The organism is Kocuria oceani (assembly GCF_029524215.1).
GTDB classification, from domain to species: Bacteria; Actinomycetota; Actinomycetes; order Actinomycetales; family Micrococcaceae; genus Kocuria; species Kocuria oceani.
The window spans coordinates 260,235-281,278 of the sequence record NZ_JARAMH010000004.1 but is presented as its reverse complement, the minus strand read 5'-3'; the positions used below and the strand labels follow the sequence as shown (position 1 = coordinate 281,278).

Annotated in this window: 14 protein-coding genes; 4 read left to right on the top strand and 10 right to left on the bottom strand. The window is 75.0% G+C overall.

The window, feature by feature from the left end; all coding sequences use genetic code 11:
- Positions 1-49 precede the first annotated feature (49 nt).
- Entirely contained in the window at positions 50-2,248 is a 2,199-nt protein-coding gene (locus PU704_RS06610) for a PhoX family protein (protein ID WP_277550739.1), read from the bottom strand.
- A 265-nt stretch (positions 2,249-2,513) separates the two neighbouring features.
- Positions 2,514-3,527, bottom strand: a complete 1,014-nt coding sequence (locus PU704_RS06605) for an o-succinylbenzoate synthase (RefSeq protein ID WP_277550738.1) — start codon at positions 3,525-3,527, stop codon at positions 2,514-2,516.
- A 120-nt stretch (positions 3,528-3,647) separates the two neighbouring features.
- Here PU704_RS06605 and PU704_RS06600 point away from each other — a divergent pair, with 120 nt between their 5' ends.
- Positions 3,648-4,499: a phosphatase PAP2 family protein gene (locus PU704_RS06600; RefSeq protein WP_047803207.1), complete on the top strand. Its 852-nt coding sequence runs from the start codon at positions 3,648-3,650 to the stop codon at positions 4,497-4,499.
- Here the strand turns inward: PU704_RS06600 and PU704_RS06595 are convergent.
- On the bottom strand, positions 4,432-5,325 hold the full coding sequence (locus PU704_RS06595) for an MBL fold metallo-hydrolase (protein WP_277550737.1): 894 nt from the start codon (positions 5,323-5,325) through the stop codon (positions 4,432-4,434). The genes PU704_RS06600 and PU704_RS06595 overlap by 68 nt on opposite strands.
- Positions 5,326-5,365: 40 nt before the next feature.
- On the opposite strand from PU704_RS06595, the gene gluQRS reads away from it, so the two are divergent.
- Positions 5,366-6,367, top strand: coding sequence for a tRNA glutamyl-Q(34) synthetase GluQRS (gene gluQRS / locus PU704_RS06590; protein ID WP_277550736.1), 1,002 nt, complete (start codon positions 5,366-5,368; stop codon positions 6,365-6,367).
- Here the strand turns inward: gluQRS and aceB are convergent.
- Both aceB and aceA read right to left on the bottom strand, forming a co-directional pair.
- Positions 6,289-7,962 carry a malate synthase A gene (aceB, locus tag PU704_RS06585; protein WP_277550798.1) on the bottom strand — a complete coding sequence of 558 codons (1,674 nt, stop codon included), beginning with the start codon at positions 7,960-7,962 and terminating at the stop codon, positions 6,289-6,291. The two genes, gluQRS and aceB, sit on opposite strands and share 79 nt — an antisense overlap.
- 122 nt (positions 7,963-8,084) lie before the next feature.
- A complete protein-coding gene (gene aceA / locus PU704_RS06580; RefSeq protein WP_047803209.1) occupies positions 8,085-9,368 on the bottom strand; it encodes an isocitrate lyase in 1,284 nt (427 codons plus the stop codon).
- A 171-nt stretch (positions 9,369-9,539) separates the two neighbouring features.
- On the opposite strand from aceA, the gene PU704_RS06575 reads away from it, so the two are divergent.
- Complete coding sequence (locus PU704_RS06575) at positions 9,540-11,021, top strand: helix-turn-helix domain-containing protein (RefSeq protein ID WP_082157340.1); 1,482 nt, start codon at positions 9,540-9,542, stop codon at positions 11,019-11,021.
- Positions 11,022-11,172: 151 nt separating this feature from the next.
- The gene (putP, locus tag PU704_RS06570; RefSeq protein WP_277550735.1) at positions 11,173-12,669 is read left to right on the top strand and encodes a sodium/proline symporter PutP; all 1,497 of its coding nucleotides are present in this window, start codon (positions 11,173-11,175) and stop codon (positions 12,667-12,669) included.
- Between the two features lie 79 nt (positions 12,670-12,748).
- Here putP and PU704_RS06565 read toward each other — a convergent pair whose 3' ends face one another.
- The 5 genes from PU704_RS06565 to PU704_RS06545 all read right to left on the bottom strand — a co-directional run bounded on the left by PU704_RS06565 (position 12,749) and on the right by PU704_RS06545 (position 20,936).
- Positions 12,749-13,717 carry an L-lactate dehydrogenase gene (locus PU704_RS06565; protein ID WP_277550734.1) on the bottom strand — a complete coding sequence of 323 codons (969 nt, stop codon included), beginning with the start codon at positions 13,715-13,717 and terminating at the stop codon, positions 12,749-12,751.
- Positions 13,718-13,934: 217 nt separating this feature from the next.
- Positions 13,935-15,923 carry a penicillin-binding transpeptidase domain-containing protein gene (locus PU704_RS06560; RefSeq protein ID WP_277550733.1) on the bottom strand — a complete coding sequence of 663 codons (1,989 nt, stop codon included), beginning with the start codon at positions 15,921-15,923 and terminating at the stop codon, positions 13,935-13,937.
- Between the two features lie 225 nt (positions 15,924-16,148).
- On the bottom strand, positions 16,149-17,111 hold the full coding sequence (locus PU704_RS06555; protein ID WP_277550732.1) for an HpcH/HpaI aldolase/citrate lyase family protein: 963 nt from the start codon (positions 17,109-17,111) through the stop codon (positions 16,149-16,151).
- A 296-nt stretch (positions 17,112-17,407) separates the two neighbouring features.
- Entirely contained in the window at positions 17,408-20,032 is a 2,625-nt protein-coding gene (gene hrpB, locus PU704_RS06550; protein ID WP_277550731.1) for an ATP-dependent helicase HrpB, read from the bottom strand.
- 94 nt (positions 20,033-20,126) lie between these two features.
- Entirely contained in the window at positions 20,127-20,936 is an 810-nt protein-coding gene (locus PU704_RS06545) for an alpha/beta fold hydrolase (RefSeq protein ID WP_277550730.1), read from the bottom strand.
- Positions 20,937-21,044 lie beyond the last annotated feature (108 nt).

Here is a 21,044-nt window from a genome sequence, read left to right as displayed (position 1 = left end):
CCCCGTCCCGCCGGGCGGCGGGACGGGGACCGTCCGGTGCGGAGGTCGCTCAGTAGGAGCGGGCGGCGGTCCGGGCCGCGGCCTTGGTCTCCGCGGTGGCCTTGCCCTTGTAGCCGCGGTAGCGGGGCCCGCGCTCGCCGTTCTTGCGGCGCCGGCCCGCGTTGCGCTCCCGGCCGGGCCGGTCGGAGATCGCCCCGGGGAACTCGGGCTCCCCGTCGCGGCCCACGGGGAAGACCTGGGCGACGGAGGGGCGCGGGAGCGCCCACTCCCCGTCGCCCTGCCGGGTGGGCACGACGTAGTCCGGGAAGTAGGAGCGGGGCTCCTCGAACGAGCCGTCCTCCCCCGGGTGCTGCACGGCCACGTAGACCATCCGCTCGCGGTCGTGGACCACCGGGCCGCAGCACTCGGCGTCCTGAGGGACGGCGAGGAACTGCTCCACGTTCCCGCGCTGGCGCCCGGTCAGGCCCACCTTGTACATGCCGTCGTTGTAGCCGATCGTGCCCGGGGCGCCGTCGGTGGTGATCCACAGGTTGCCCGCGGAGTCGAAGGCGAGGTTGTCCGGGCAGGAGATCGGGGAGACCTTCTGCGCCGGGTAGCCGGAGAAGTAGGTCGACGCGTTCTTCGCGGGGTCCCCGGCGACCAGCAGGATGTTCCAGTCGAACTCCAGGGCGGCGGCGCGGTTGTTCCGCTCGGTCAGCTCGATGACGTGCCCGTCCCGGTTCTGGGTGCGGGGGTTCGCCTCGTCCGGGCCGGCCTTCCCGGCGGTGCCGCGCTGGGTGTTGTTGGTCAGCGCCACGTAGAGCTTGCCGGTCAGCGGGGACGGCTCGACGTCCTCGGGGCGGTCCATCTTGGTGGCCCCGGCCTTGTCCGCGGCGAGGCGGGTGAAGACCAGGACCTCCTCCACGGACATGCCCTCCACGACCGACTCGCCGTCCACGACCAGCGGCAGCCACCGCCCGGAGCCGTCGAACGCGCCGTCGGAGGGCAGCCGCCCGGAGCCGTCGATCTCGGCGGCGGTGTCCCCGGTGAACTGCGCGACGTAGAGATTGCCCTCGGCGAGCAGGGTCATGTTGTGCGCCCGGTCGCCCTCGACGTACTTCTTGGCGGAGACGAACTTGTAGAGGTAGTCGAAGCGCTCGTCGTCGCCGGAGTAGGCGACCACGGTGCCGTCCTCGGCCACGCGCACGTTGGCCCCCTCGTGCTTGAAGCGGCCCAGGCTCGTGTGCTTGACCGGGGTGGAGGACGGGTCCTGCGGGTCGATCTCCACGACCCAGCCGAAGCGGTGCGGCTCGTTCTCGTAGCCGGGCAGGGTCGAGTCGAAGCGGGGGTCCACCTCGTGCCAGCGGCGGCTCGGGTCGTCGGTGGAGATCCCGTAGCGCTTCTGCTCGGCGGAGCCGTTGCCCTTGAAGTACTGGTTGAAGTTCTCCTCCCCGGACAGGACGGTGCCCCACGGGGTGGTGCCGCCGGCGCAGTTGTTCTGCGTGCCCAGCACCACGGTGCCGGTGGGGTCGTCCCGGGTCTTCAGCAGGTCGGACCCCGCGGCCGGGCCGTCCACCGCGAAGGGGGTGCTCAGGGTGATGCGCCGGTTGCGGCTGCCCCCGCGCACGTAGGACCAGGGCCGGCCGGGTCCGGTGCGGGCGATCTCGACGACGGACATCCCGTGCGCGGCCATGGCCACGCGGGCCACGCGCTCCAGGTCCCCGAGCTGGTCGGCCGGGAACATGTTCGCCTCGTTGGTGTACTCGTGGTTGTTCACCAGCACGCCGGTGCGGCCGCCGCGGTCCTGCAGGATGTCCAGGTAGTCCGAGTTGTACCCGAACTGGCTCGCCTGCGCCTCGGGGGTCTGCTCCAGCGGGTCGAACTCCGGGGAGTCGGTGAACAGCGGGTCGCCCCAGCGGATGATCGGGGACCAGTCGTAGCCCTCGGGCACGGTCAGGTCGTCCACGGTGTTCGGGACGGGGGCGATCGGGGTGAAGGACAGTCCGGAGCGGCCGCGGCCGTGGGCCTGGGCCGCCTCGGGGGTGGCCCCGACGACACCGACGGTCACGGCCGCCGCGGCGCCCAGCCCGAGAGCGGAGCGGCGGGACAGGGCGGCGCTCGCGATGTCCCGGAAGTAGCCGTTGCCGGAGGTGTTGCACTCCGGGCCGGCGCAGGCGTTGCCGCACTTCAGTTGACAGGTGAGAGGACTGCGCTTGCCGCGGGCGTGGCCCAGCATGGGAAGGAGGGGGCGCTCGGCGATGTCGGTCATGGCTCTCCCAGGGGATCGGTTCCGCGGGGCGACCGCGGGCGGGGAACGGGTGCTCCGCCACTGCACCACCGCTGCGTGAGGCGTGGGGGGTGCCGAGGGAAAGCCCGCGTTAACGGGCGGTGACGCCCCGGGGCCGCGACGCGCCGATCGGACCCGGAGCCGCCGCTGCGTGACGGCGGGCGCCGCACCGCCCCGCCGGACCGTCCTGCCGGACCGTCCTGCCGGCGCGGGCCCGGAGCTCCGCGGCCCCCACGGGCCCCGCGGCTCAGGCCGGAACGGCCCCCGCCGCGGCGGCGTGCACCCGGCGCACCCGCTCCAGCCACCACCGGCGCCGGTCCGCGGGCACGGCCCGGGCCGCCAGCAGCCCGGGGTCCGGGACGGCATCCCGCAGCTCGAGCGCCCCGTCCACCGGGCGCAGCGGCTCGCGCAGGACGTCCTCGCGCATGAGCGAGACCGTGCCCAGCCCGCACGCGTACGGCAGCTCGGGCAGCGCGGCGGCGAGCGCCAGCCCGGCCCGGATGCCCACCGAGGAGTCCAGCGCGGAGCTGACCACGGCGGGCAGCCCGGCCTGCGCCACCACGTCCAGGGCCCGGCGCACCCCGCCGAGCGGGGCGGCCTTGACCACGAGCAGGTCCGCCGCCCCGGCCCGGGCCACCGCCAGGGGATCGCTCGCCCGGCGCACGGACTCGTCGGCGGCCACGAGCACCGGCACGCCGCGGTCGGCGAGCCCCTCCCGCACCGCGGCCAGGCCGGCCACGGTGGGCACGGGCTGCTCCGCGTACGCGAGCCCGTGCTCCCCCAGCCGCTCCAGCGCCGCGAGCGCTGCGGGCACGTCCCACCCGCCGTTGGCGTCCACCCGCAGCTCCGCGTCCGGGAGCCGGGCCCGCACCGCCGCGACGCGGGCGGCGTCGTCGTGGAGGTCCTGGCCGCGTTCGGCGACCTTGACCTTCACGGCGCGCACCCCCGTCCCGAAGCGGGCCAGCACCTCGGGCACCCGGGCCGCCGGGACGGCCGGCACCGTGGCGTTGACCGGGATCCGGGTGCGCCGGGGCGGAGGGAAGCCGTGCCACGCGGCCTCGACCGCGGCGCGCAGCCAGGCTGCGGCCTCGGTGTCCCCGTACTCGGGGAACGGCCCGAACTCGCCCCAGCCGGCCGGCCCGCGCAGCAGCATCGTCTCCCGCACCTCCACCCCCCGGAAGCGCACGCGCATCGGCAGGGCGACGACGTGCGCGTCGGCGAGCAGCTCGTCGAGCGGGGGCAGGGGCGCGGGCTCGGTCATGGCCACCAGCCTAGGCGCGGTTGCTCAGGCCGCACCGATCCGCCCGTGGAACAATGAGGGCTCCGCAGGCGCGGACCCGGCCGCACCGGCACACCCGCCCGCCCGACCACCAGGAGCTCCATGACCACGACCGCCCACCACCGTCCGGCGCCGACCGTCCTCCAGGCGCTCGCGCACGTGCTCGGCGCCGTCCTGCTGTTCGGCGGCGCCGTGGCGGTGGGCGTCGTGGCGCTGACCACCCCGACCGGCCAGTGGCTCGACGAGCTGGCCCTGCGGCAGGCCACGGGCGCGTTCCCCGGTCTCTCGGACCGGGCCCGGGAGCTGCTCGACCTCCTCCCCTGGGCGGTGGGGGTGGTCTCCGCCGTGTGCCTGGCCGTGCTCGTCGCGCGGTCCCGGCGCCTGGCCCCCGCCCTGACCGGGGCCGCGGTGGTGGTGCTGTCCAACCTCACGGTCCAGCTGCTCAAGCGCGTGCTCGTGGAGAAGCCGGACCTGGGCATCCAGGAGGCGGCCGGCAACTCCTTCCCCTCCGGGCACACGGCCGCCGCGGCCGCCGCCGTGGCGGTGGTGCTGCTGGCCGCGCCGGCCAGGTCCCGCCCGTTCGTGGCCCTGCTCGGGGCGGCGGCGACGACCGCGACCGGGATCGCGACCCTGCTCAACGGCTGGCACCGGCCCTCCGACGTCGTGGCCTCCCTGCTCGTCGTGGCGGGGTGGGCCGCGCTGGGCGGGCTGGTGCTGCGCGTGACCGGCCCGGTGGAGCGCCCCGCGCCCGGCGGGGGCCTGGTCGCGCTGCTGGCCGTCCTCGGCGCCGGTGCGCTGGCGGCCGGGCTGCTGCCGCTGTGGGCCGCGCTGCGGGTGCCGGGCGGCGGCTGGGCGGCGATGGCCGGCTGCGCGGCGATCCTGGGGGTCAGTCTGCTCGCGGCGGCGGCCCTGGCAGGGCTGCAAGCGCCGCGGTCGCGGCGTCCTCGACCCTGATCCGCTCGAGCCGGTCCAGGAGGATGCGCGCCGCACCGGGGTTGTAGGGCAGGCGGAACATCGAGGCCGTCACGGGCCGCAGGCCGTCCGGCTGCGCGGCGGCGGCCTCGCTCGCGTCCACCCGCTCGATCGCCGTGCGCATGGTCTGCGCCAGCTGGAGCACGAAGCCGCGCTCCACGGGGTGGCCGTGGCCGGGGACGAAGACCCGGTACCGGTCGAGGGCGGCGAGGTGCTCCAGGGCGGTGGCCCAGCCCCGCGGATAGGAGTCGTCGAAGCTGGGGTCGGAGCCCTGCTCCACGACGTCCCCGGTGAACACGACGTCGTCCACGCCCACGCACACGTCGTTGTCGGTGTGCCCGCGCCCGAGCGAGAAGAGCACGGCGCCGCGCTCGCCCAGGTCCACCCGGGTCAGCGCCGGGCGCCGGCCGCTGCCCGGCAGGTGCCGGTTGGGCACCACCAGGCGGGTGTCCGGGCCGTCCGCGGCGGCCATCTCGGGCTCGTGGGTGCCCACGTAGGAGCGCTGGTAGTCGCCGTGCTCCTGGATCGCCTCGGCGCAGCCGCGGTGGGCCCAGAACTCCTCGGCGCCGTCGCGCTGGAACACCGCGTTGCCCATGAAGTGGTCGTAGTGCGCGTGGGTGTTCACCACCGTGAGGGGCAGGTCCGTCAGCGAGCGCACCGCCCCGAGGATCTCCCGGGCCTGGCGGGGACCGGCCCCGGTGTCGACCACGAGGGCGCGGCGGGTCCCGAGCACGAGACCGGAGTTCAGTCTCCAGTTGTCCGTGCTCACGGCGAAGACGCCGTCGCGGAGTTCGTTGATGCGGGCCACCCTGCCAGGGTACCGACCGGCGCTGTCTATCCTGGCACCCATGACCACTTCCTCCTCCGGGGGTGCGTCCGGAGGCGCCGGCCGCTACGCGCCGTCCCCCTCCGGGGACCTGCACCTGGGCAACCTGCGCACGGCCCTGATCGCGTGGGCCGCGGCCCGCTCGAGCGGGCGGCGCTTCGTGCTGCGCATCGAGGACATCGACCGGGTGCGGCCGGGCGCGGCCGAGCAGCAGCTGGCCGACCTCGCCCGTCTCGGACTGGACTGGGACGGCCCGCCGCTGCTGCAGTCCACGCGCGAGACCGCCCACCGTGCCGCGGTCGCGGAGCTGACCGCGGCGGGGCGCACCTACGAGTGCTACTGCACGCGCCGGGAGATCCAGGCGGCGGCGAGCGCCCCGCACGGGGCGCCGGGCGCCTACCCGGGCACGTGCCGGGACCTCGGCGACGCCGAGCGCGCGCGCCGCCGCCGCGACCGGCCGCCGGCGGTGCGGCTGCGCGCGGACGTGCGCTCCCGCACGGTCGTGGACCGCTGGGCCGGCCCGTACACGGGTCTGGTCGACGACTTCGTGCTGCTGCGCAACGACGGGCGGCCCGCCTACAACCTCGCGGTGGTCCTCGACGACGCCCACCAGGGCGTGGACCAGGTGGTGCGCGGCGACGACCTGCTGCCCTCGACCCCGCGGCAGGCCTATCTGGCGGCGGTGCTCGGTCTGCCCGAGCCGCAGTGGGCCCACGTGCCCCTCGTGCTCACCCCGGAGGGCCGGCGGCTGGCCAAGCGCGACGGTGCCGTGACCCTCTCGGAGCTCGCCGCGGCGGGCCACGGCGCGCAGGAGGTGCTGGGGTGGACGGCCGCCTCGCTGGGCCTGCCCGGCCCGGTGCGCACGGCACAGGACGTCCTCGCGGTCTTCGCCGAGGACGTCCTGCCGCGCGAGCCGTGGGTGGTGGACCCCTCGGACTGGGCGCCTCAGGCGCGGATCCGGGACCGGGGACCGGCCTCCTCCGGGGCGTGCGGGTCCTCGGGCTCGGCCAGGAACCGCTCGTAGGCCGGGGTCGTCAGGAACGCCGGGTAGTCCTCGCCCAGGGCGACCTCCTCGAAGACCGAGCGGGCGTCGTCGAAGCGGTCGCCCTCGGCGCGCTCGATCCGCCCGAACTCCTCCTCGACGAGCTCCTGCACCCACTCCCGGGTGATCTCCTCGCCGTGGTCCGTGATCGCCCGGGAGTTCACCCACTGCCAGATCTGGGAGCGGGAGATCTCCGCGGTCGCGGCGTCCTCCATCAGGTGGTGGATGCCGACCGCGCCGTTGCCGCGCAGCCAGGCCTCGATGTAGCGGATCCCGACCTCGATGTTGCTGCGGATCCCGGCCTCGGTGATCCTCCCCTCGGCCGAGGCGATGTCGAGGAGCGCCTTGTCGTCGGGCACCACGTCCTCCCGCCGCCGGTCGAGCTGGTTGGGCCGGTCGCCCAGCACCTCGTCGAAGACCTCCCGGCACACGGGCACGAGGTCGGGGTGGGCCACCCAGGACCCGTCGAAGCCGTCCTGGGCCTCCCGCGTCTTGTCGGCCCGCACCTTCTCGATCGCGGCCCGGTTCACCTCCTGGTCGCGGCGGGACGGGATGAACGCGGCCATCCCGCCGATCGCCATGGCCTGCCGGCGGTGACAGGCCCGCACGAGCTGCTCGGTGTAGGCCCGCATGAACGGCTGGGTCATGGTCACGGCGTCGCGGTCGGGGAGGATGAAGCGCGGCCCCCGGGTGCGGAAGTTCTTGATGATCGAGAAGATGTAGTCCCAGCGTCCGGCGTTGAGCCCGGCGGCGTGCTCGCCGAGCTCCCACAGGATCTCCTCCATCTCGAACGCCGCGGTGATCGTCTCGATCAGGACGGTCGCCCGGATGGTGCCGTGGTCCGCGCCGAGCATGGACTCGGCCCGGGTGAAGACGTCGTGCCACAGCCGCGCCTCGCGGTGGGACTCGGTCTTGGGCAGGTAGAAGTAGGGGCCCAGCCCCAGCTTCTTGAGCCGGCGGGCGTTGTGGAAGACGTAGAGACCGAAGTCCACCAGCGCCCCGGCGATGGGCTCGCCGCGCACGGACAGGTGCTTCTCCTCGAGGTGCCACCCGCGGGGCCGCACCACGATCGTCGGGTTGGCCCGCGGGTCCTTGTTCTCCAGGGCGTACCGCTTGCCGTCCGGGTTGGTGAACTCGATGGTCCCCTCGAGGGCGTCGATGAGGTTCAGCTGGTTGGTGACCACGTTGGTCCAGTGCGGGGTGTTGGCGTCCTCCATGTCGGCGAGCCACACCTGGGCCCCGGAGTTCAGGGCGTTGATGGTCATCTTCCGCTCGGTGGGCCCGGTGATCTCGACCCGCCGGTCCTCCAGCCCCGGCGGGGGCGGGGGGACCCGCCAGCAGTCGTCCTCGCGGATCCTCGCGGTCTCGGGCAGGAACGCGGGGTCGGTGCCGCGGGCGATCGCCTTGCGCCGCTCCTCGCGGGCGGCCAGCAGCTCGCGGCGGCGCGGCTCGAACTCGCGGTGCAGGGCCGCCAGGAAGCCCAGCGCGTCGGGGCTGAGCACGCTGTTCTGCCGGGGCACGTGGTGACCGGTGAGGGTCACGCCGTTGATCGTCACGGGATCGCTGGTCATGGTCATCATGGCTGGCTCCTCGCCTGGGGAATGTCGGGGAAGAGATGCGGAGAAGAGGGTCGGGCAAGAGGTCGGGCGGGGCGGCCGGGGACCCGCCCTGGTCCCCGGCCGCCGTGCCCGCGGTCGGCTCAGAACTGGGCGGTCTCCGTGGAGCCGGCCAGCGCCGTGGTGGAGGACTGCGGGTTGAGCACGGTGGAGACCAGGTCGAAGTAGCCGGTGCCCACCTCCCGCTGGTGCCGGGTGGCGGTGTAGCCGCGCTCCTCGGCCGCGAACTCCCGCTCCTGCAGCTCCACGTAGGCCGTCATCTGGTTGCGGGCGTAGCCGTGGGCCAGGTCGAACATCGAGTAGTTCAGCGCGTGGAAGCCGGCGAGGGTGATGAACTGGAACTTGAAGCCCATCGCGCCCAGCTCCCGCTGGAACTTCGCGATCGTGGCGTCGTCCAGGTGCTTCTTCCAGTTGAAGGACGGCGAGCAGTTGTAGGCCAGCATCTGGTCCGGGTGCTCCGCGTGGATGCCCTCGGCGAACTGCTTGGCCAGCTCGAGGTCCGGGGTGCCGGTCTCCATCCACAGCAGGTCGGCGTACGGGGCGTAGGCGTTGCCGCGGGCGATGCACGCCTCCAGGCCGTTGCGCACCTTGTAGTAGCCCTCCGCGGTGCGCTCACCGGTGACGAACGGCTTGTCCCGGTCGTCGACGTCCGAGGTGATCAGCGTGGCCGCCTCCGCGTCGGTGCGGGCGATGATCAGCGAGGGGACGTCGGCGACGTCGGCCGCGAGCCGGGCCGCGCTGAGCGTGCGGATGTGCTGCTGGGTGGGGATGAGCACCTTGCCGCCCAGGTGGCCGCACTTCTTCTCGGAGGCCAGCTGGTCCTCCCAGTGCACGCCCGCGGCGCCGGCCGCGATCATCGACTTCATCAGCTCGTAGGCGTTGAGCGGGCCGCCGAAGCCGGCCTCGGCGTCGGCGACGATCGGGACCAGCCAGTCCTCGACGGTGCGGATGCCCTCCGAGTGCTCGATCTGGTCGGCGCGCATCAGCGCGTTGTTGATCCGCCGCACGACCGCCGGGACGGAGTTGGCGGGGTAGATCGACTGGTCGGGGTAGGTCTGGCCCGCGAGGTTCGCGTCACCGGCCACCTGCCAGCCGGAGAGGTAGATGGCCTTCAGACCGGCCTTGACCTGCTGGACGGCCTGGTTGCCGGTCAGGGCGCCCAGCGAGTTGACGAAGTCCTCGGTGTGCAGCTTCTGCCACAGCTGCTCGGCGCCGCGGCGGGCGAGGGTCTGCTCCTCCTGCACGGTGCCGCGCAGGCGGACGACCTCCTCCGCGCCGTACTCGCGGGTGATGTTCTGCCAGCGCGGGTCGGCGTCCCACTCCTGGCGGATCTCGTCGGCGGTCTTGGGGGCGTTGGGGTAGGACATGTCAGCTCCTCGTCGAGTGGTCCACGGTGGTGCGGCGGTGGTACGAAGGGATTCGTGGGTCCCCGGAAGTTCGCGTCTTCCTGGTGACACACACCACTGTGCGCCCCGAACAACCCCGATGGACCCGGGTTTCGCCGCGAACTTCCCGGATTTTTCGCATATCATGAAGAAATGACGACCAGTGCGTGGGGCTACGAGCAGCCGGCCTCGGACGAGCAGCCCCGGACCACCGACCTCATCGGCCTCGGCCGGCGCATCCGGTCGCTGCGCAAGGACCGCGGCCTGACCCTGGCCGAGCTCGCCGGACGGGCCGGCACGGCCGCCTCGCAGCTGTCCGTGATCGAGAACGGGCGGCGGGAGCCGCGGCTGAGCCTGCTGCAGCGGCTCGCCGAGGTCCTCGGCACGAGCGTGGACGCGCTGCTCGGGGCCGAGCCCGCCAACCGGCGGGAGGCCCTGGAGATCCGGCTCGAGCGCGCCCAGCGCTCCCCGTTCTACGAGCAGCTGGGCCTGCCGACGGTGCGCGTGAGCTCGGCCCTGTCCACGGAGGTGCTCGAGGCGCTCGTGGCCCTGCAGGACCGCCTGGCCCAGGCGCTGGAGAAGAACTCGGCCACCCCGGAGGAGGCCCGCCGGGCCAACGTGCAGCTGCGCCGGCTGATGCGGGAGCGGGACAACTACTTCCCGGACCTCGAGCAGGCCGCCAAGCAGCTGCTGACCCTGGGCGGGTACTCCTCGGGGCCGGTCTCCAACTCGGTGATCTCGGAGATGGTCGGCAAGCTGGGCTACAGCATCCACCACGTCACCGACCTGCCCCACTCCACCCGCTCGGTCACCGACCTGCTCAACCGGCGGATCTACCTGGTGCAGAGCCCGCGGGCGGACCACGACCCCCGCGCGGTGCTGCTCCAGGCGGTCGGCCACCAGGTCCTGGGCCACGAGCCCCCGAAGGACTACGCCGAGTTCCTGGCCCAGCGGGTGCAGGCGAACTACTTCGCCGCGGCGGTCATGCTCCCCGAGGACCAGACCGTACCGTTCCTGCTCGAGGCGCAGAAGAACCGCGATCTCTTCCTGGAGGACCTCAAGGACCGGTTCGCCGTCTCGCACGAGACGGCGGGCCACCGCTTCACGAACCTCGCGACCCGCCACCTGGGCATCCGCACCCACTTCCACAAGGTGCACTCGTCCGGGGTGATCCACAAGGCCTACGAGAACGACGGGCTGGCGTTCCCCACCGACCACACCGGCGCCATCGAGGGGCAGATCTCCTGTCGCAAGTGGTCCGGACGCACGGTGTTCGACCAGCCCAACCAGTTCACCGCCTTCGCCCAGTACACCGACACCCCCTCCGGCACCTACTGGTGCTCCACCCGCACGGAGCTCTCCGGCCAGGGCACCTTCTCGATCGGCGTGGGCGTGGCCTTCACCGACGCCCGCTGGTTCCGCGGCCGGGACACCCCGCACCGCACCGTCTCCACCTGCCCGGACCCCTCCTGCTGCCGGCGCCCGCCGGAGGACCTGAGCCGGGTCTGGGCCGGCCACGCGTGGCCCAACACCCGGGCGCACTCCCACGTGCTCGCCGCCCTGCCGGAGGGGGCCTTCCCGGGCGTGGACGAGCGGGAGGTGTACGAGTTCCTGCAGGCCCACGACGGCGGCTGAGCCGCTCCGGCGCGGGCTCCGGGCGGTCTGCCTATACCCGTAGTAGCTGGTCAGTGACCGGGAGCACGCGTAAAGTGCTGTGGGACCTCCGACCCACCCACCCTCCTGGACGCTGCGCTCCACCGGGCCGGCGCCGGGCGGAAAGGACGCCATGACCCAAGAGATATCCCAGACGATCGCGATCGTCATCTACTTCGCCGCCATGATCGCGATCGGTCTCTACGCCAACAGCCGGACCAAGAACCTCGACGACTACATGCTCGGCGGGCGCAACCTGAAGCCCGGCGTGGCGGCACTCAGCGCCGGGGCGTCCGACATGTCCGGCTGGCTGCTGCTCGGCCTGCCGGGCGCGGTGTTCCTCTCGGGCCTGGTTGAGGCGTGGATCGCCGTCGGGCTGATCGTCGGCGCGTGGGTGAACTGGAAGTTCATCGCGCCCCGGCTGCGCTCCTACACCGAGGTCTCGCACAACTCGATCACCATCCCGTCCTTCCTGGACAACCGGCTCAAGGGCGGGACCCGGATGCTGCGCATCGTCTCCGGCCTGATCATCCTGGTGTTCTTCACCTTCTACGTCTCCTCCGGCATGGTCGCCGGCGGGCTCTTCTTCCAGTCCTCCTTCGGCTCGACCTACCACGCCGGGCTGCTGCTGGTCGTGGGCGTCACCATCGCCTACACCCTCTTCGGCGGATTCCTGGGCGCCACCTACACCGACGTGGCCCAGGGCGTCCTCATGTTCATCGCCCTGCTCATGGTCCCGGTCGTCGGGATCGTCAACGTCGGCGGCTTCGGCCAGATGGCCGAGAACATCACCGCGGTGAACCCGGACGCCCTCTCCATGGTCTCCGGAGCCACGGTCCTCGGCGTGATCTCGGCCCTGGCCTGGGGCCTGGGCTACTTCGGCCAGCCGCACATCATCGTCCGCTTCATGGCCATGCGCTCCCCCGCCGACGCCAAGACCGGCCGCCGGATCGGGCTGACCTGGATGGTCCTCAGCGTCATCGGGGCGATCGCCACCGCCCTGGTGGGCCTGGCCTACTACGGCAACCGCCCCGACGAGAGCCCCACCGACCCCGAGTCCGTGTTCCTGGACCTCGCCCAGGTCTTCTTCCACCCCGTTGTCGCCGGATTCGTGCTGGCCGCGGTGCTGGCCGCGATCATGTCCACGGTCTCCTCCCAGCTCATCGTCTCCTCCTCCGCCCTGGTGGAGGACCTGTACAAGCTGACGGTCAAGGAGACCCCGTCCGAGCGCAAGCAGGTCTGGCTGGGCCGCGCGGGCGTGGCCGCCGTCGCCGTCGTGGCCACCTTCCTGGCCTGGGAGCAGAACAACACGATCCTCGGCCTCGTGGCCTTCGCCTGGGCCGGCTTCGGCGCCTCGTTCGGGCCGATCGTGATCCTGTCCCTGTTCTGGCGCAAGCTCACGAACCTCGGCGCGATCACCGGCATGGCCCTGGGCGCGGTCACCGTGTTCGTCTGGACCGTGACCCCGTGGGCCGACCTCTACGAGATCATCCCCGGCTTCATCGTCTCCCTGGTCTCCGCCATGCTGGTCTCGAAGGCCACGTACCGGCGTGACGAGGACGTCGAGCGCGAGTTCGACGACGCCGTGCGCCTCACCCACGCGGCGCAGGACGAGATGGCCGCGCGCTGACCACCCGCACTGCACGACCGGGGCCCGTTCCGCCGGAACGGGCCCCGGCGCCGTTCCCGGGGCGGTGCCAGCGCGCAGGTCAGTACCCGATCGAGGCGAGGGTCGCCCGGATCGCCTCCGCCGAGCGCTGCAGCATGGCCTGCTCCTGCTCGTCCATGGGCACGACCAGGCGTTCGACGACGCCCTGCCGCGCGACGATCGAGGGCACCGACAGGGCGACCCCGCTGATCCCGCGGTAGTCCTCCAGGACCGTGGACACCGGCAGCACGGCGTGCTCGTCGCGCAGCACGGCCTCGGCCACCCGGGTCGCCGCGAGGCCGATCGCGTAGTTGGTGGCGCCCTTGCCCTGGATCACCGTGTACGCCGCGTTGATCGTCCGGTGGGTGATGTCGTCGAGCCGCTCCTCGGTGAAGGGCCGGCGTCCCTCCACCGTCCAGTCCCGCAGGGGGATCTGCCCGATGTTCGCGTTCGACCACAGCGGGAACTCGGTGTCCCCGTGCTCGCCGACGATCGTGGCGTGCACGCTCGTGGTGGACACCCCGCCCTCCTCGGCCAGCAGCCAGCGCAGCCGGGACGTGTCCAGCACGGTCCCCGAGGCCATCACCCGCCCCGGGGGCAGGCCGGTGAGCTTCTGCGCGATCACCGTGAGCACGTCGCAGGGATTGGTGACCAGCACGTACACGGCCTCGGGCGCCTGCTCCACCAGCCGCGGCATCAGCGTCTCCAGGATCTGCGCGTTGGCGCCCGCCAGCTCCATCCGGGTCTGACCCGGCCGCTGCTTGGCGCCGGCGGTGACGAGGACGAGGTCGGAGCCGGCCAGCACGGCGACGTCGTCGGAGCCGGTCACCCGCGAGCTGGGGGTGAACATCGCCCCGTGGGCGAGGTCCAGGCCCTCGGCGCGGACCCGGTCCCCGGCCAGGTCGTAGAGGGCGACCTCCTGGGCGACGCCCTTGATCAGCGCCGCGTAGGCCAGGGACGAGCCGACGGAGCCGGCACCGACCACGCCGATCTTGGTGCGCGCGGAAGGAGTGGGAACGTTCTCGGGCACGGGGAGCTCCTGAGGGTCGGCGGTCTGCGGCGGCGGACGGGACGTCCTCCCCCATCCTCCGCCAGCGGGGCGCGCGCCGGAAGGGCCCGCCCCGCGGGTCGTCCCCGCACGCGCGGGGCCGCCGGCGCGGACCGGCACCCCGAGGCCCCTCGGCCGGTGCGGGCCGACAGCCCGTCCGGTCCCTCGGCCGGTCCGGTCCCTCAGCCGGTCCGGTCCCTCAGCCGGTCCGGGCCGCGGAGGCGGCCGCCAGGAAGTCGCGCATCAGCGGTCCGCCGGTGATCGAGCCGAGACCGCCGTCCTCGACGAAGACCGCGACGGCCAGGTCCTCGTGCTCGGCGATCACCCACGAGTGGGTCCGGGGCGGGTCCTCGTCGCCGAACTCGGCGGTGCCGGTCTTGCCGATCGCGGTGTCCGGCTCCAGCTCCTGCAGCACCTCCAGGTGTCCCGAGGAGACGACGGCCCGCATCATGGTGCGCAGCTGCTCCGCCTCCGGACCGGTCAGCGGCTCCGCGGGACCGGGCCCGGTCGTGGCGGCGTCGTCGAGCAGGCCCCCGGTGGTGACCAGCCGGGGGGTCACGAGCTCCCCGGCGGCGACCGAGGCCGTCAGGTTGGCCATGGCCAGCGGCGAGACCAGCGTGCGCCCCTGCCCGAACAGCGCGGCGGCGTGCTGGGCCGGCTCCTCCTCCGCCGGGACGGCGCCGGTGAACACCGGCAGCCCGAGGTCCGTCTCGGCGCCGATCCCGAGGGACCCGGCCGCGGCGGCCAGCTCCGCCTGGCTGACCCGCTCGTGCTGGTCCACGAACGCGGTGTTGCAGGAGTGGGCGATCGCCTCGGTGAGCGTGATGGTGCCGGTGAACTCGGGCGGATAGGACTCGACGTTGTCGACCTGCACGCCCGCGGCGGTGGTCGAGGGCGGGCACCGCACCTCGGTGCCGGGCGTGTCCCCCTCGCGGAGCATGCTCAGGGCCGTCACCACCTTGAAGGTGGATCCGGGCGCGTACTGGCCCAGCAGCGCGGTGGAGTAGCCCTCCGACCCCGGCCCGTTGGCCGACACGACGACCTCGCCCGTGGAGGGCCGGACCGCCACGATCGCGGACGGGGACTCGATGCCGGTCAGGAGCTCCTCGGCGGTGGCCTGGAGCCCGCGGTCCAGGCTCACCGTGACCGGTTCGCCGGCCTGCGCGGGGACCTCGAACAGCGGCTCGCCGGCGGAGGCCGGCCCGCCGTCGGCGCCGGGCACGACCTCCTCGACCACCACGCCGGGGGTCCCGCCCAGCCGGTCGTCGAACTGCTCCTGCAGGCCGCCGCGGCCGACCAGCGCACCGGTGGCCAGGTCGCCGCCGGAGGCCTCGAGGTCCTCGGCGGTCGCCGGGGCCACCGCGCCCAGCAGGTCGGCGGCGAAGCCGCGGGAGGGTGCCAGCGGCAGCTCGTCCTCGACCACGAGCAGCCCCGGGACGGCGTCCATCTGCTGCGCGTCCAGCTCCCGGAAGTCCTCCAGCCGCAGCGGGACGGCCTCGACGAACGCCTCGGGCCCGGCCTGCTCGACGGCCTCGGCGTAGGCGTCGGCGTCGATGTCCACGGCCGCGGCGAGCCGGCGGGCCGCCGCGGCGGGCTCCGCCCCGTCGAGCTGCGACCGGTCGATCCCGACCCGGCGGATCGGGCGCTCCGTCACCAGGGTCTCCCCGTCCGCGCCGAGGATGTCCCCGCGGTCGGCGGCGACCGTCCGGGCGCGCAGGGCCTCGCCCTCCTCCAGCCCCGGCCGCACCACGCCGGGTGACCACTCGGGGACCCACTCCCCGCCCGCCGAGCGGACCAGGGGGAGCACGGCGTCGTACGCCCAGTCCCGGTCCGTGCCCGGCAGGTCCCAGGACCAGGCCAGGGTGGCCTCCCGCCGGTCCTCCTGCCCGGTGTCCTCCACCGTCGTGACCTCCACGGACCCGGTGGCCTCGCCCAGCCCGGCGGTGGCCTCCTCGTACTGCTGCTGGGCGAAGGGCCCGGCGACGGCGCCGAAGCCCAGGTCCTCGACGCTGCCCGCGGTCAGCGCCGCCGCGACCCGTTCGGCGCTCTCGCGCCCGTCGTCGGCGGTGAGCGCCGCACAGCCGGACGCCAGGAGACCGGTGCCCAGCGCGAGCGAGAGGGCCGCGGCCCGGCGGGCGGCCGGGGGTCGCGGAGCGGGGCGGGCGGTGGAGGACCGGTGGGTGCGCACCCGCCCAATCTAGCGGGGCGGCCCGGGCCGGACCGGGACCGCTCGTCGCGAGGGGACACGGACACCGGCCGGCCGGGGTCGCGCCCAGGACGGACCGGGCCGGGGCGGACGGCGGAAGGACCGGTGGGCGCCGTGTCTGCACGGCACCCACCGGTCCCTCGGACGCGCGGCAGGGGGTGCGCCGCCGCGCGCGGTCGGGCCGGTGGCCGGCCCCTCACCACCGGGTCAGCAGTGGTACGTGTCGGTCGGCGCCTCGAAGTGGACGTCGTAGCCCTCGGGCACGCTCAGGCCGAAGGCCCCGGCGAGACCGAGGATCTTCCGGGCGCGGGCGAGCCGGGGCAGGTCGGAGCCGTTGCGGATCTCCCCGCCGTCGGCGTCGAACTCCTGCAGGAACTCGGTGGCCCAGGACAGCTCGGACAGGGAGGGGCTCAGGCCCTCGTTGACCGTGGCCGCCTGCTCGGGCATCAGGCACAGCTTGCCGGTCATGCCGAACTCCAGGGTCACGGACGTCGCCTCGGCCAGCTTCGGGCCGAGCGCCCCGACGGCGGGGCCGTCGATGGGCCCGGGCAGGTTGGCGGCCCGGGAGGCGATCGTGAACTGCGAGCGCGTGTACGCCAGCGTCAGGGGGTTCTCGCCGAAGCCCGTGTCGCGGCGGAAGTCGCCGAGGCCGAAGCCGAGCCGGTAGGTGGACCGGGCCCCGGCGATGGCCTGCAGGTGCTGCACCCCGCGGGCGGTCTCGACGAGCGCGACGATCTTGGTGTCCTTGAGCAGCTCCGCGGTGCGGGTCACGTGCTCGGGCGACTCGACCATGGCCAGCATCACCCCGTCGAGGCCGCGGACCCCGGCGAGGGCGCGGAGGTCGTCCTCCCACCACTGCGTGCCGAAGCCGTTGACGCGCACCCAGGCGTGCTGCTGCGCCCCGTGCTCGTCGCGGGCGTCCAGCCAGCTGATCACGTTGCGGCGGGCGCGCTCCTTGTCCTTGGGCGCCACGGAGTCCTCGATGTCCAGGACGACGACGTCGGCCGCGCTCCCCGCCGCGACCGCGAAGCGCTCGACCTGGGCGCCGTTGACGAGCAGCCAGGAGCGGGCGAGCTCCGGGCCGACCGCCGGCGCGGCGACCTGGGGAGCCAGCGGCGAGGTGGTGGTGGTCGAGGTCGTCGTGGTGGACTCGATCGAGGTGGCAGTCATGAGTGCGTACCCATTCCGTGTGGCGCAGCGTGCTGCGGTGCGACAAGCGAGCCGGGGCGCCCGAGCCGGGGGTCGGGGGCTGCCCGGCGGAACCGTGACCGGTGGCGGTCCCGCGGGGACGATGGCGTCGCGGGGGTCCGTCCGGTGCGTGCCTCGGGCCGGGGGTCGCGGAGTGGGCGAGCCGGTCCGTGCGCGCTGGATCGACGCGCTCGGCAGGTGCGGTGGCCCCACCGTAACGCAGATCACACGGTGGCGCCAACCGTGCGGCGTCCACCGTGCGGCGCCGACCGTGCGGCTCAGGCCCGGCGCGTCGTGCGGGCCGTGGCCGCCGCGGACCACGGGTCCTCGGGCCACGGGTGCTTGGGGTAGCGCCCGCGCATCTCGCCCCGCACCTGCCGGTAGGGCCCGGCCCAGAAGGAGGCGAGGTCGTCGGTGACCGCCAGGGGCCGCCCGGCCGGGGAGAGCAGGTGGAACAGCACCGGTGCCCGCCCGCCGGCGACCGCGGGCGTCTCCGCCCAGCCGAAGCACTCCTGCAGCTTCACGGCCAGCACGGGCCGGCCCGCGGGGTCGTCGGCCGCCGGGTAGTCGATCAGGACCCGTGACCCGCTGGCCACGGTGAGGCGCTCGGGGGCGAGCTCGTCGAGGCGGCCGGCCTCCGGCCACGGGAGGAGCCGGCGCAGGGCCCCGGCGAGGTCCACGGGCCCGCCGGCGGCGAGGGTGTCCAGCTCGGGGGCGAGCCACTCGTCGAGCCGGGCCCGGAGGGCGTCGTCGGAGACGTCCGGCCAGGGGGCGCCGAGCCGGTGGTGCAGCAGCGCCAGCCGGCGCCGGAGCCCGTCCGCCGCCCCGGACCAGGCGAGCAGGCCCGGGCCGTGCTCGGCCAGGGCCGCCCGCACGGCCTCGCGGGCCGCCGCGGGGGCCGGTCGCACGGGGGTGGCGGACAGCTGGATCGCCCCGAGGGCGCGGATCCGCCGCGCGCTCACCCGCCCGCCGTCGTACCGGGTGTCCACCGCGTCGGTGAGCAGGTGCTCGGCGCACCGCTCGGCGGTCTCCCGGTCGAGGGCGGCGGCGGTCCGGACGACCGCGCCCGTGCCGGCGGCGGCCCGTCCGGCGGCGCGGGTGGCCTCGGCGACGGCCAGCCACTCGTGGCCGGCCAGGGGGCTGCCCTCCGGGAGGCCGGCCCGGGTGCCGGAGGCGAGCAGCCAGGTGCCGCCCGACCGGTGGGCGATCCGCTCCGGGAAGGCCAGGGCGAGCACCGCGCCGGGCACCAGCTCGCGAGGCACGGGGTCGACGGGCACCGGCGCGGGGCGCTCCGCCCGGACCCGGTCGCGGCTCTCTGCGACCTCGGCCCGGACGGTCCCGGCCTCTCCGGTGCCCGCCTCGCGGGCGGCGCGCCGGAGCCGGTCCGTCTCCTCGGTCCACCGCCGGGCGCCCGGGGCGCGCCCCGAGCGCAGCCCGGCCAGCAGCCGGGCCAGGTCGCCGTCCGGGGCCCGGTGGTCGTCGGCGAGGGCCGCCACCACCTCGGCGGCGGCCCGCTCCCCCACGAGGCGGGAGCCGGCCAGCAGACCGCGGGCGAGCCGGGGGTCGGCCGGCACCCGGGCGAGCGCGCGGCCGGCCGCGGTGGCGCGGCCCTCGGCGTCGATCGCGCCGAGCCCGCGCAGCACCGCCTCCGCCTCGGCGAGGGCGGTGGGCGGGAGCGGATCGGGCAGGGCCAGGCCGCGCCCGCCCGGGGAGCCCCAGCAGGCCAGCAGCAGGGCGGCGCCGGTGAGGTCGGCGGCGGCGACCTCCGGGGTGCCGTGGGCGGGCATCGCCGTCCACGTGCGCTCGTCGTAGCAGCGCACCACGGTGCCGGGCCCGAGCCGGGCCGCGCGCCCGGCGCGCTGCTCGGCGGAGGCGCGGGAGGCGGCGACCGTCACGAGCCCGGTCATCCCGCGGGCCGCGTCCCGGCGGGGCTCGCGGGCGAGCCCGGAGTCCACCACCAGGCGCACGCCCGGGACGGTGAGGGAGGACTCGGCCAGGGCTGTGGCCACGACCGCGCGCGGGGGCCCGCCCGGCGCGCGCCCGGCCGTGGCCCGGTCCTGCTCGGCGGCCCCGACCCGCCCGTGCAGCTCGAGGACCTCGGTGCCGGGGGCCTGCTCCCGCAGCCGGCGGGCGACCTGGGCGACCTCCCACGCGCCCGGGAGGAAGACCAGGGCGTCGGTGCCGGGATCCGCGGCCAGGGCCCGGGCGTGGGCGGCGGCCGCGGTGCGGGCGAGGTGGTCGAGGAACTCCGGGCGCACCCCGCGCTCGTCGGTGCGCCGGCCGGGGCCAGGGGCCCACTCGACGCCCAGCGGGTGCAGGACGGCGGGGCTGTCGACGACGGGCGCCGGTCCGTCCCGGCCCAGCAGGGCCGCGAAGCGGGCGGCGTCCACGGTCGCGGACATCGCCGAGAGCACCAGGTCCTCCCGCAGCTCGCGCAGCTCGGCGAGCATCCCCACGAGCAGGTCCGTCTCGAGGCCGCGCTCGTGCACCTCGTCGAGGACCACGGCGCCGGTGCCGGGCAGCTCGGGGTCGTGCAGCAGGCGGCGCAGCAGGATCCCGGGGGTCACGAACTCCACGAGCGTGCCGGGCCCGGTCCGCCGGTCCCCGCGCACGGTGTGGCCCACGAGCCCGCCGACGCGGGTGCCGGCGAGGGAGGCGAGGCGCCGGGCGGCGGCACGGGCGGCGACCCGGCGCGGCTGGGTGACGACGACCCGCGAGGGGCCGGTCCCGCGCTCGTGCAGCAGCGCGGCCACCAGCGGCGGCACCAGGGTGGTCTTGCCGGACCCGGGCGGGGCCTGGACCACGGCGGCGCCGCCGGCCAGGGCCGCGCGCAGGGCGCCGGCGGCCCCGGCCACGGGCAGGCCGGCGCCGACGGCGTCGAGGTCGAAGGGTGCGTGGCTCACGTCCCTCAGTGTGGCACCACGGCCCGGGACGGCCGGAGCGGACGGCAGGGGGACCGGCCGGGGCGGACCGGGCGGCGCGGCGCCGGCCCGGGGGTCAGGCCTCCGTGTGCGCCAGGAACCCGCGCAGCACCTCGACGAACTTCTCCGGCTCCTGCGAGTGGACCCAGTGGCCGGCCTCGCGGATCGTCACCCGGTGCGCCCGGGGGAACAGCTGCCGCATCCGCGGTGCGTGCTCGTCACGGACGTAGTCCGAGCGCCCGCCGGCCACCCACAGCACCGGCCCCTCGTAGACGGCCTCCCCGGTGTCCGGGAAGCCGCCGATGGCGTCCAGGCTGGACCGCAGCAGCTCGAGGTTCGGCTCCCACGAGAGCCCGTCCGGGCCGCTGCGCAGGTTCTGCAGCAGGAAGCTGCGGGTGGTGTCCCACGGGATGGGCTCCTTGAGGGCCTCGTCCGCGTCCGAGCGGCGTTGCACGGCCGTCAGGTCCACGGCCGCGAGGCTGTCCAGCAGATGGGCGAACTCCCCCTCCCCGCCCCCGGAGCGGGTGGGCGCGATGTCGACCACGACGAGCCGGGAGACGAGCTCCGGGTGGCGCAGCGCCAGCACCATGGCCACCTTGCCGCCGAGGGAGTGCCCCACGACGGCGACCGGGCCTCCCGCGGCGAAGTCCTCCCGGAGGGCCGCGGCCACGGAGTCGGCCATCTGCCGGTAGTCCACCCGGTCCGTCCAGCCGGACCGGCCGTGGTTGGGCAGGTCCACCAGCAGGCTGCGGAAGCCCGGTTGGAGGTCCTTGGCGATCCGGGTGAAGTTCTTGCCCCGGCCGAACAGGCCGTGCAGGAAGACGATGCGGTCACCGTCGTCCCCGACGCGGGTCGTGTGCAGGGTGCTCGTCCGGAAGTCAGCCATCCTCCGAGCTTAGGGTCTCCGCCGCCGCAGGCCCGCACGGCGGGAGGACAGCGCGGCACCCGGGTCCGGCCGCCCGGAGCACGGCGCCCGGGTGGCACGCCGTCGACT

Bases quoted from the DNA above. Each gene is read 5' to 3' on its own strand.
- PU704_RS06545 (WP_277550730.1), bottom strand. From the start codon at position 20,936: ATGGCTGACTTCCGGACGAGCACCCTGCACACGACCCGCGTCGGGGAC.
- putP (WP_277550735.1), top strand. From the start codon at position 11,173: ATGACCCAAGAGATATCCCAGACGATCGCGATCGTCATCTACTTCGCC.
- PU704_RS06600 (WP_047803207.1), top strand. From the start codon at position 3,648: ATGACCACGACCGCCCACCACCGTCCGGCGCCGACCGTCCTCCAGGCG.
- gluQRS (WP_277550736.1), top strand. From the start codon at position 5,366: ATGACCACTTCCTCCTCCGGGGGTGCGTCCGGAGGCGCCGGCCGCTAC.
- aceB (WP_277550798.1), bottom strand. From the start codon at position 7,962: ATGACCATGACCAGCGATCCCGTGACGATCAACGGCGTGACCCTCACC.
- PU704_RS06555 (WP_277550732.1), bottom strand. From the start codon at position 17,111: ATGACTGCCACCTCGATCGAGTCCACCACGACGACCTCGACCACCACC.
- aceA (WP_047803209.1), bottom strand. From the start codon at position 9,368: ATGTCCTACCCCAACGCCCCCAAGACCGCCGACGAGATCCGCCAGGAG.
- PU704_RS06610 (WP_277550739.1), bottom strand. From the start codon at position 2,248: ATGACCGACATCGCCGAGCGCCCCCTCCTTCCCATGCTGGGCCACGCC.
- PU704_RS06575 (WP_082157340.1), top strand. From the start codon at position 9,540: ATGACGACCAGTGCGTGGGGCTACGAGCAGCCGGCCTCGGACGAGCAG.
- PU704_RS06605 (WP_277550738.1), bottom strand. From the start codon at position 3,527: ATGACCGAGCCCGCGCCCCTGCCCCCGCTCGACGAGCTGCTCGCCGAC.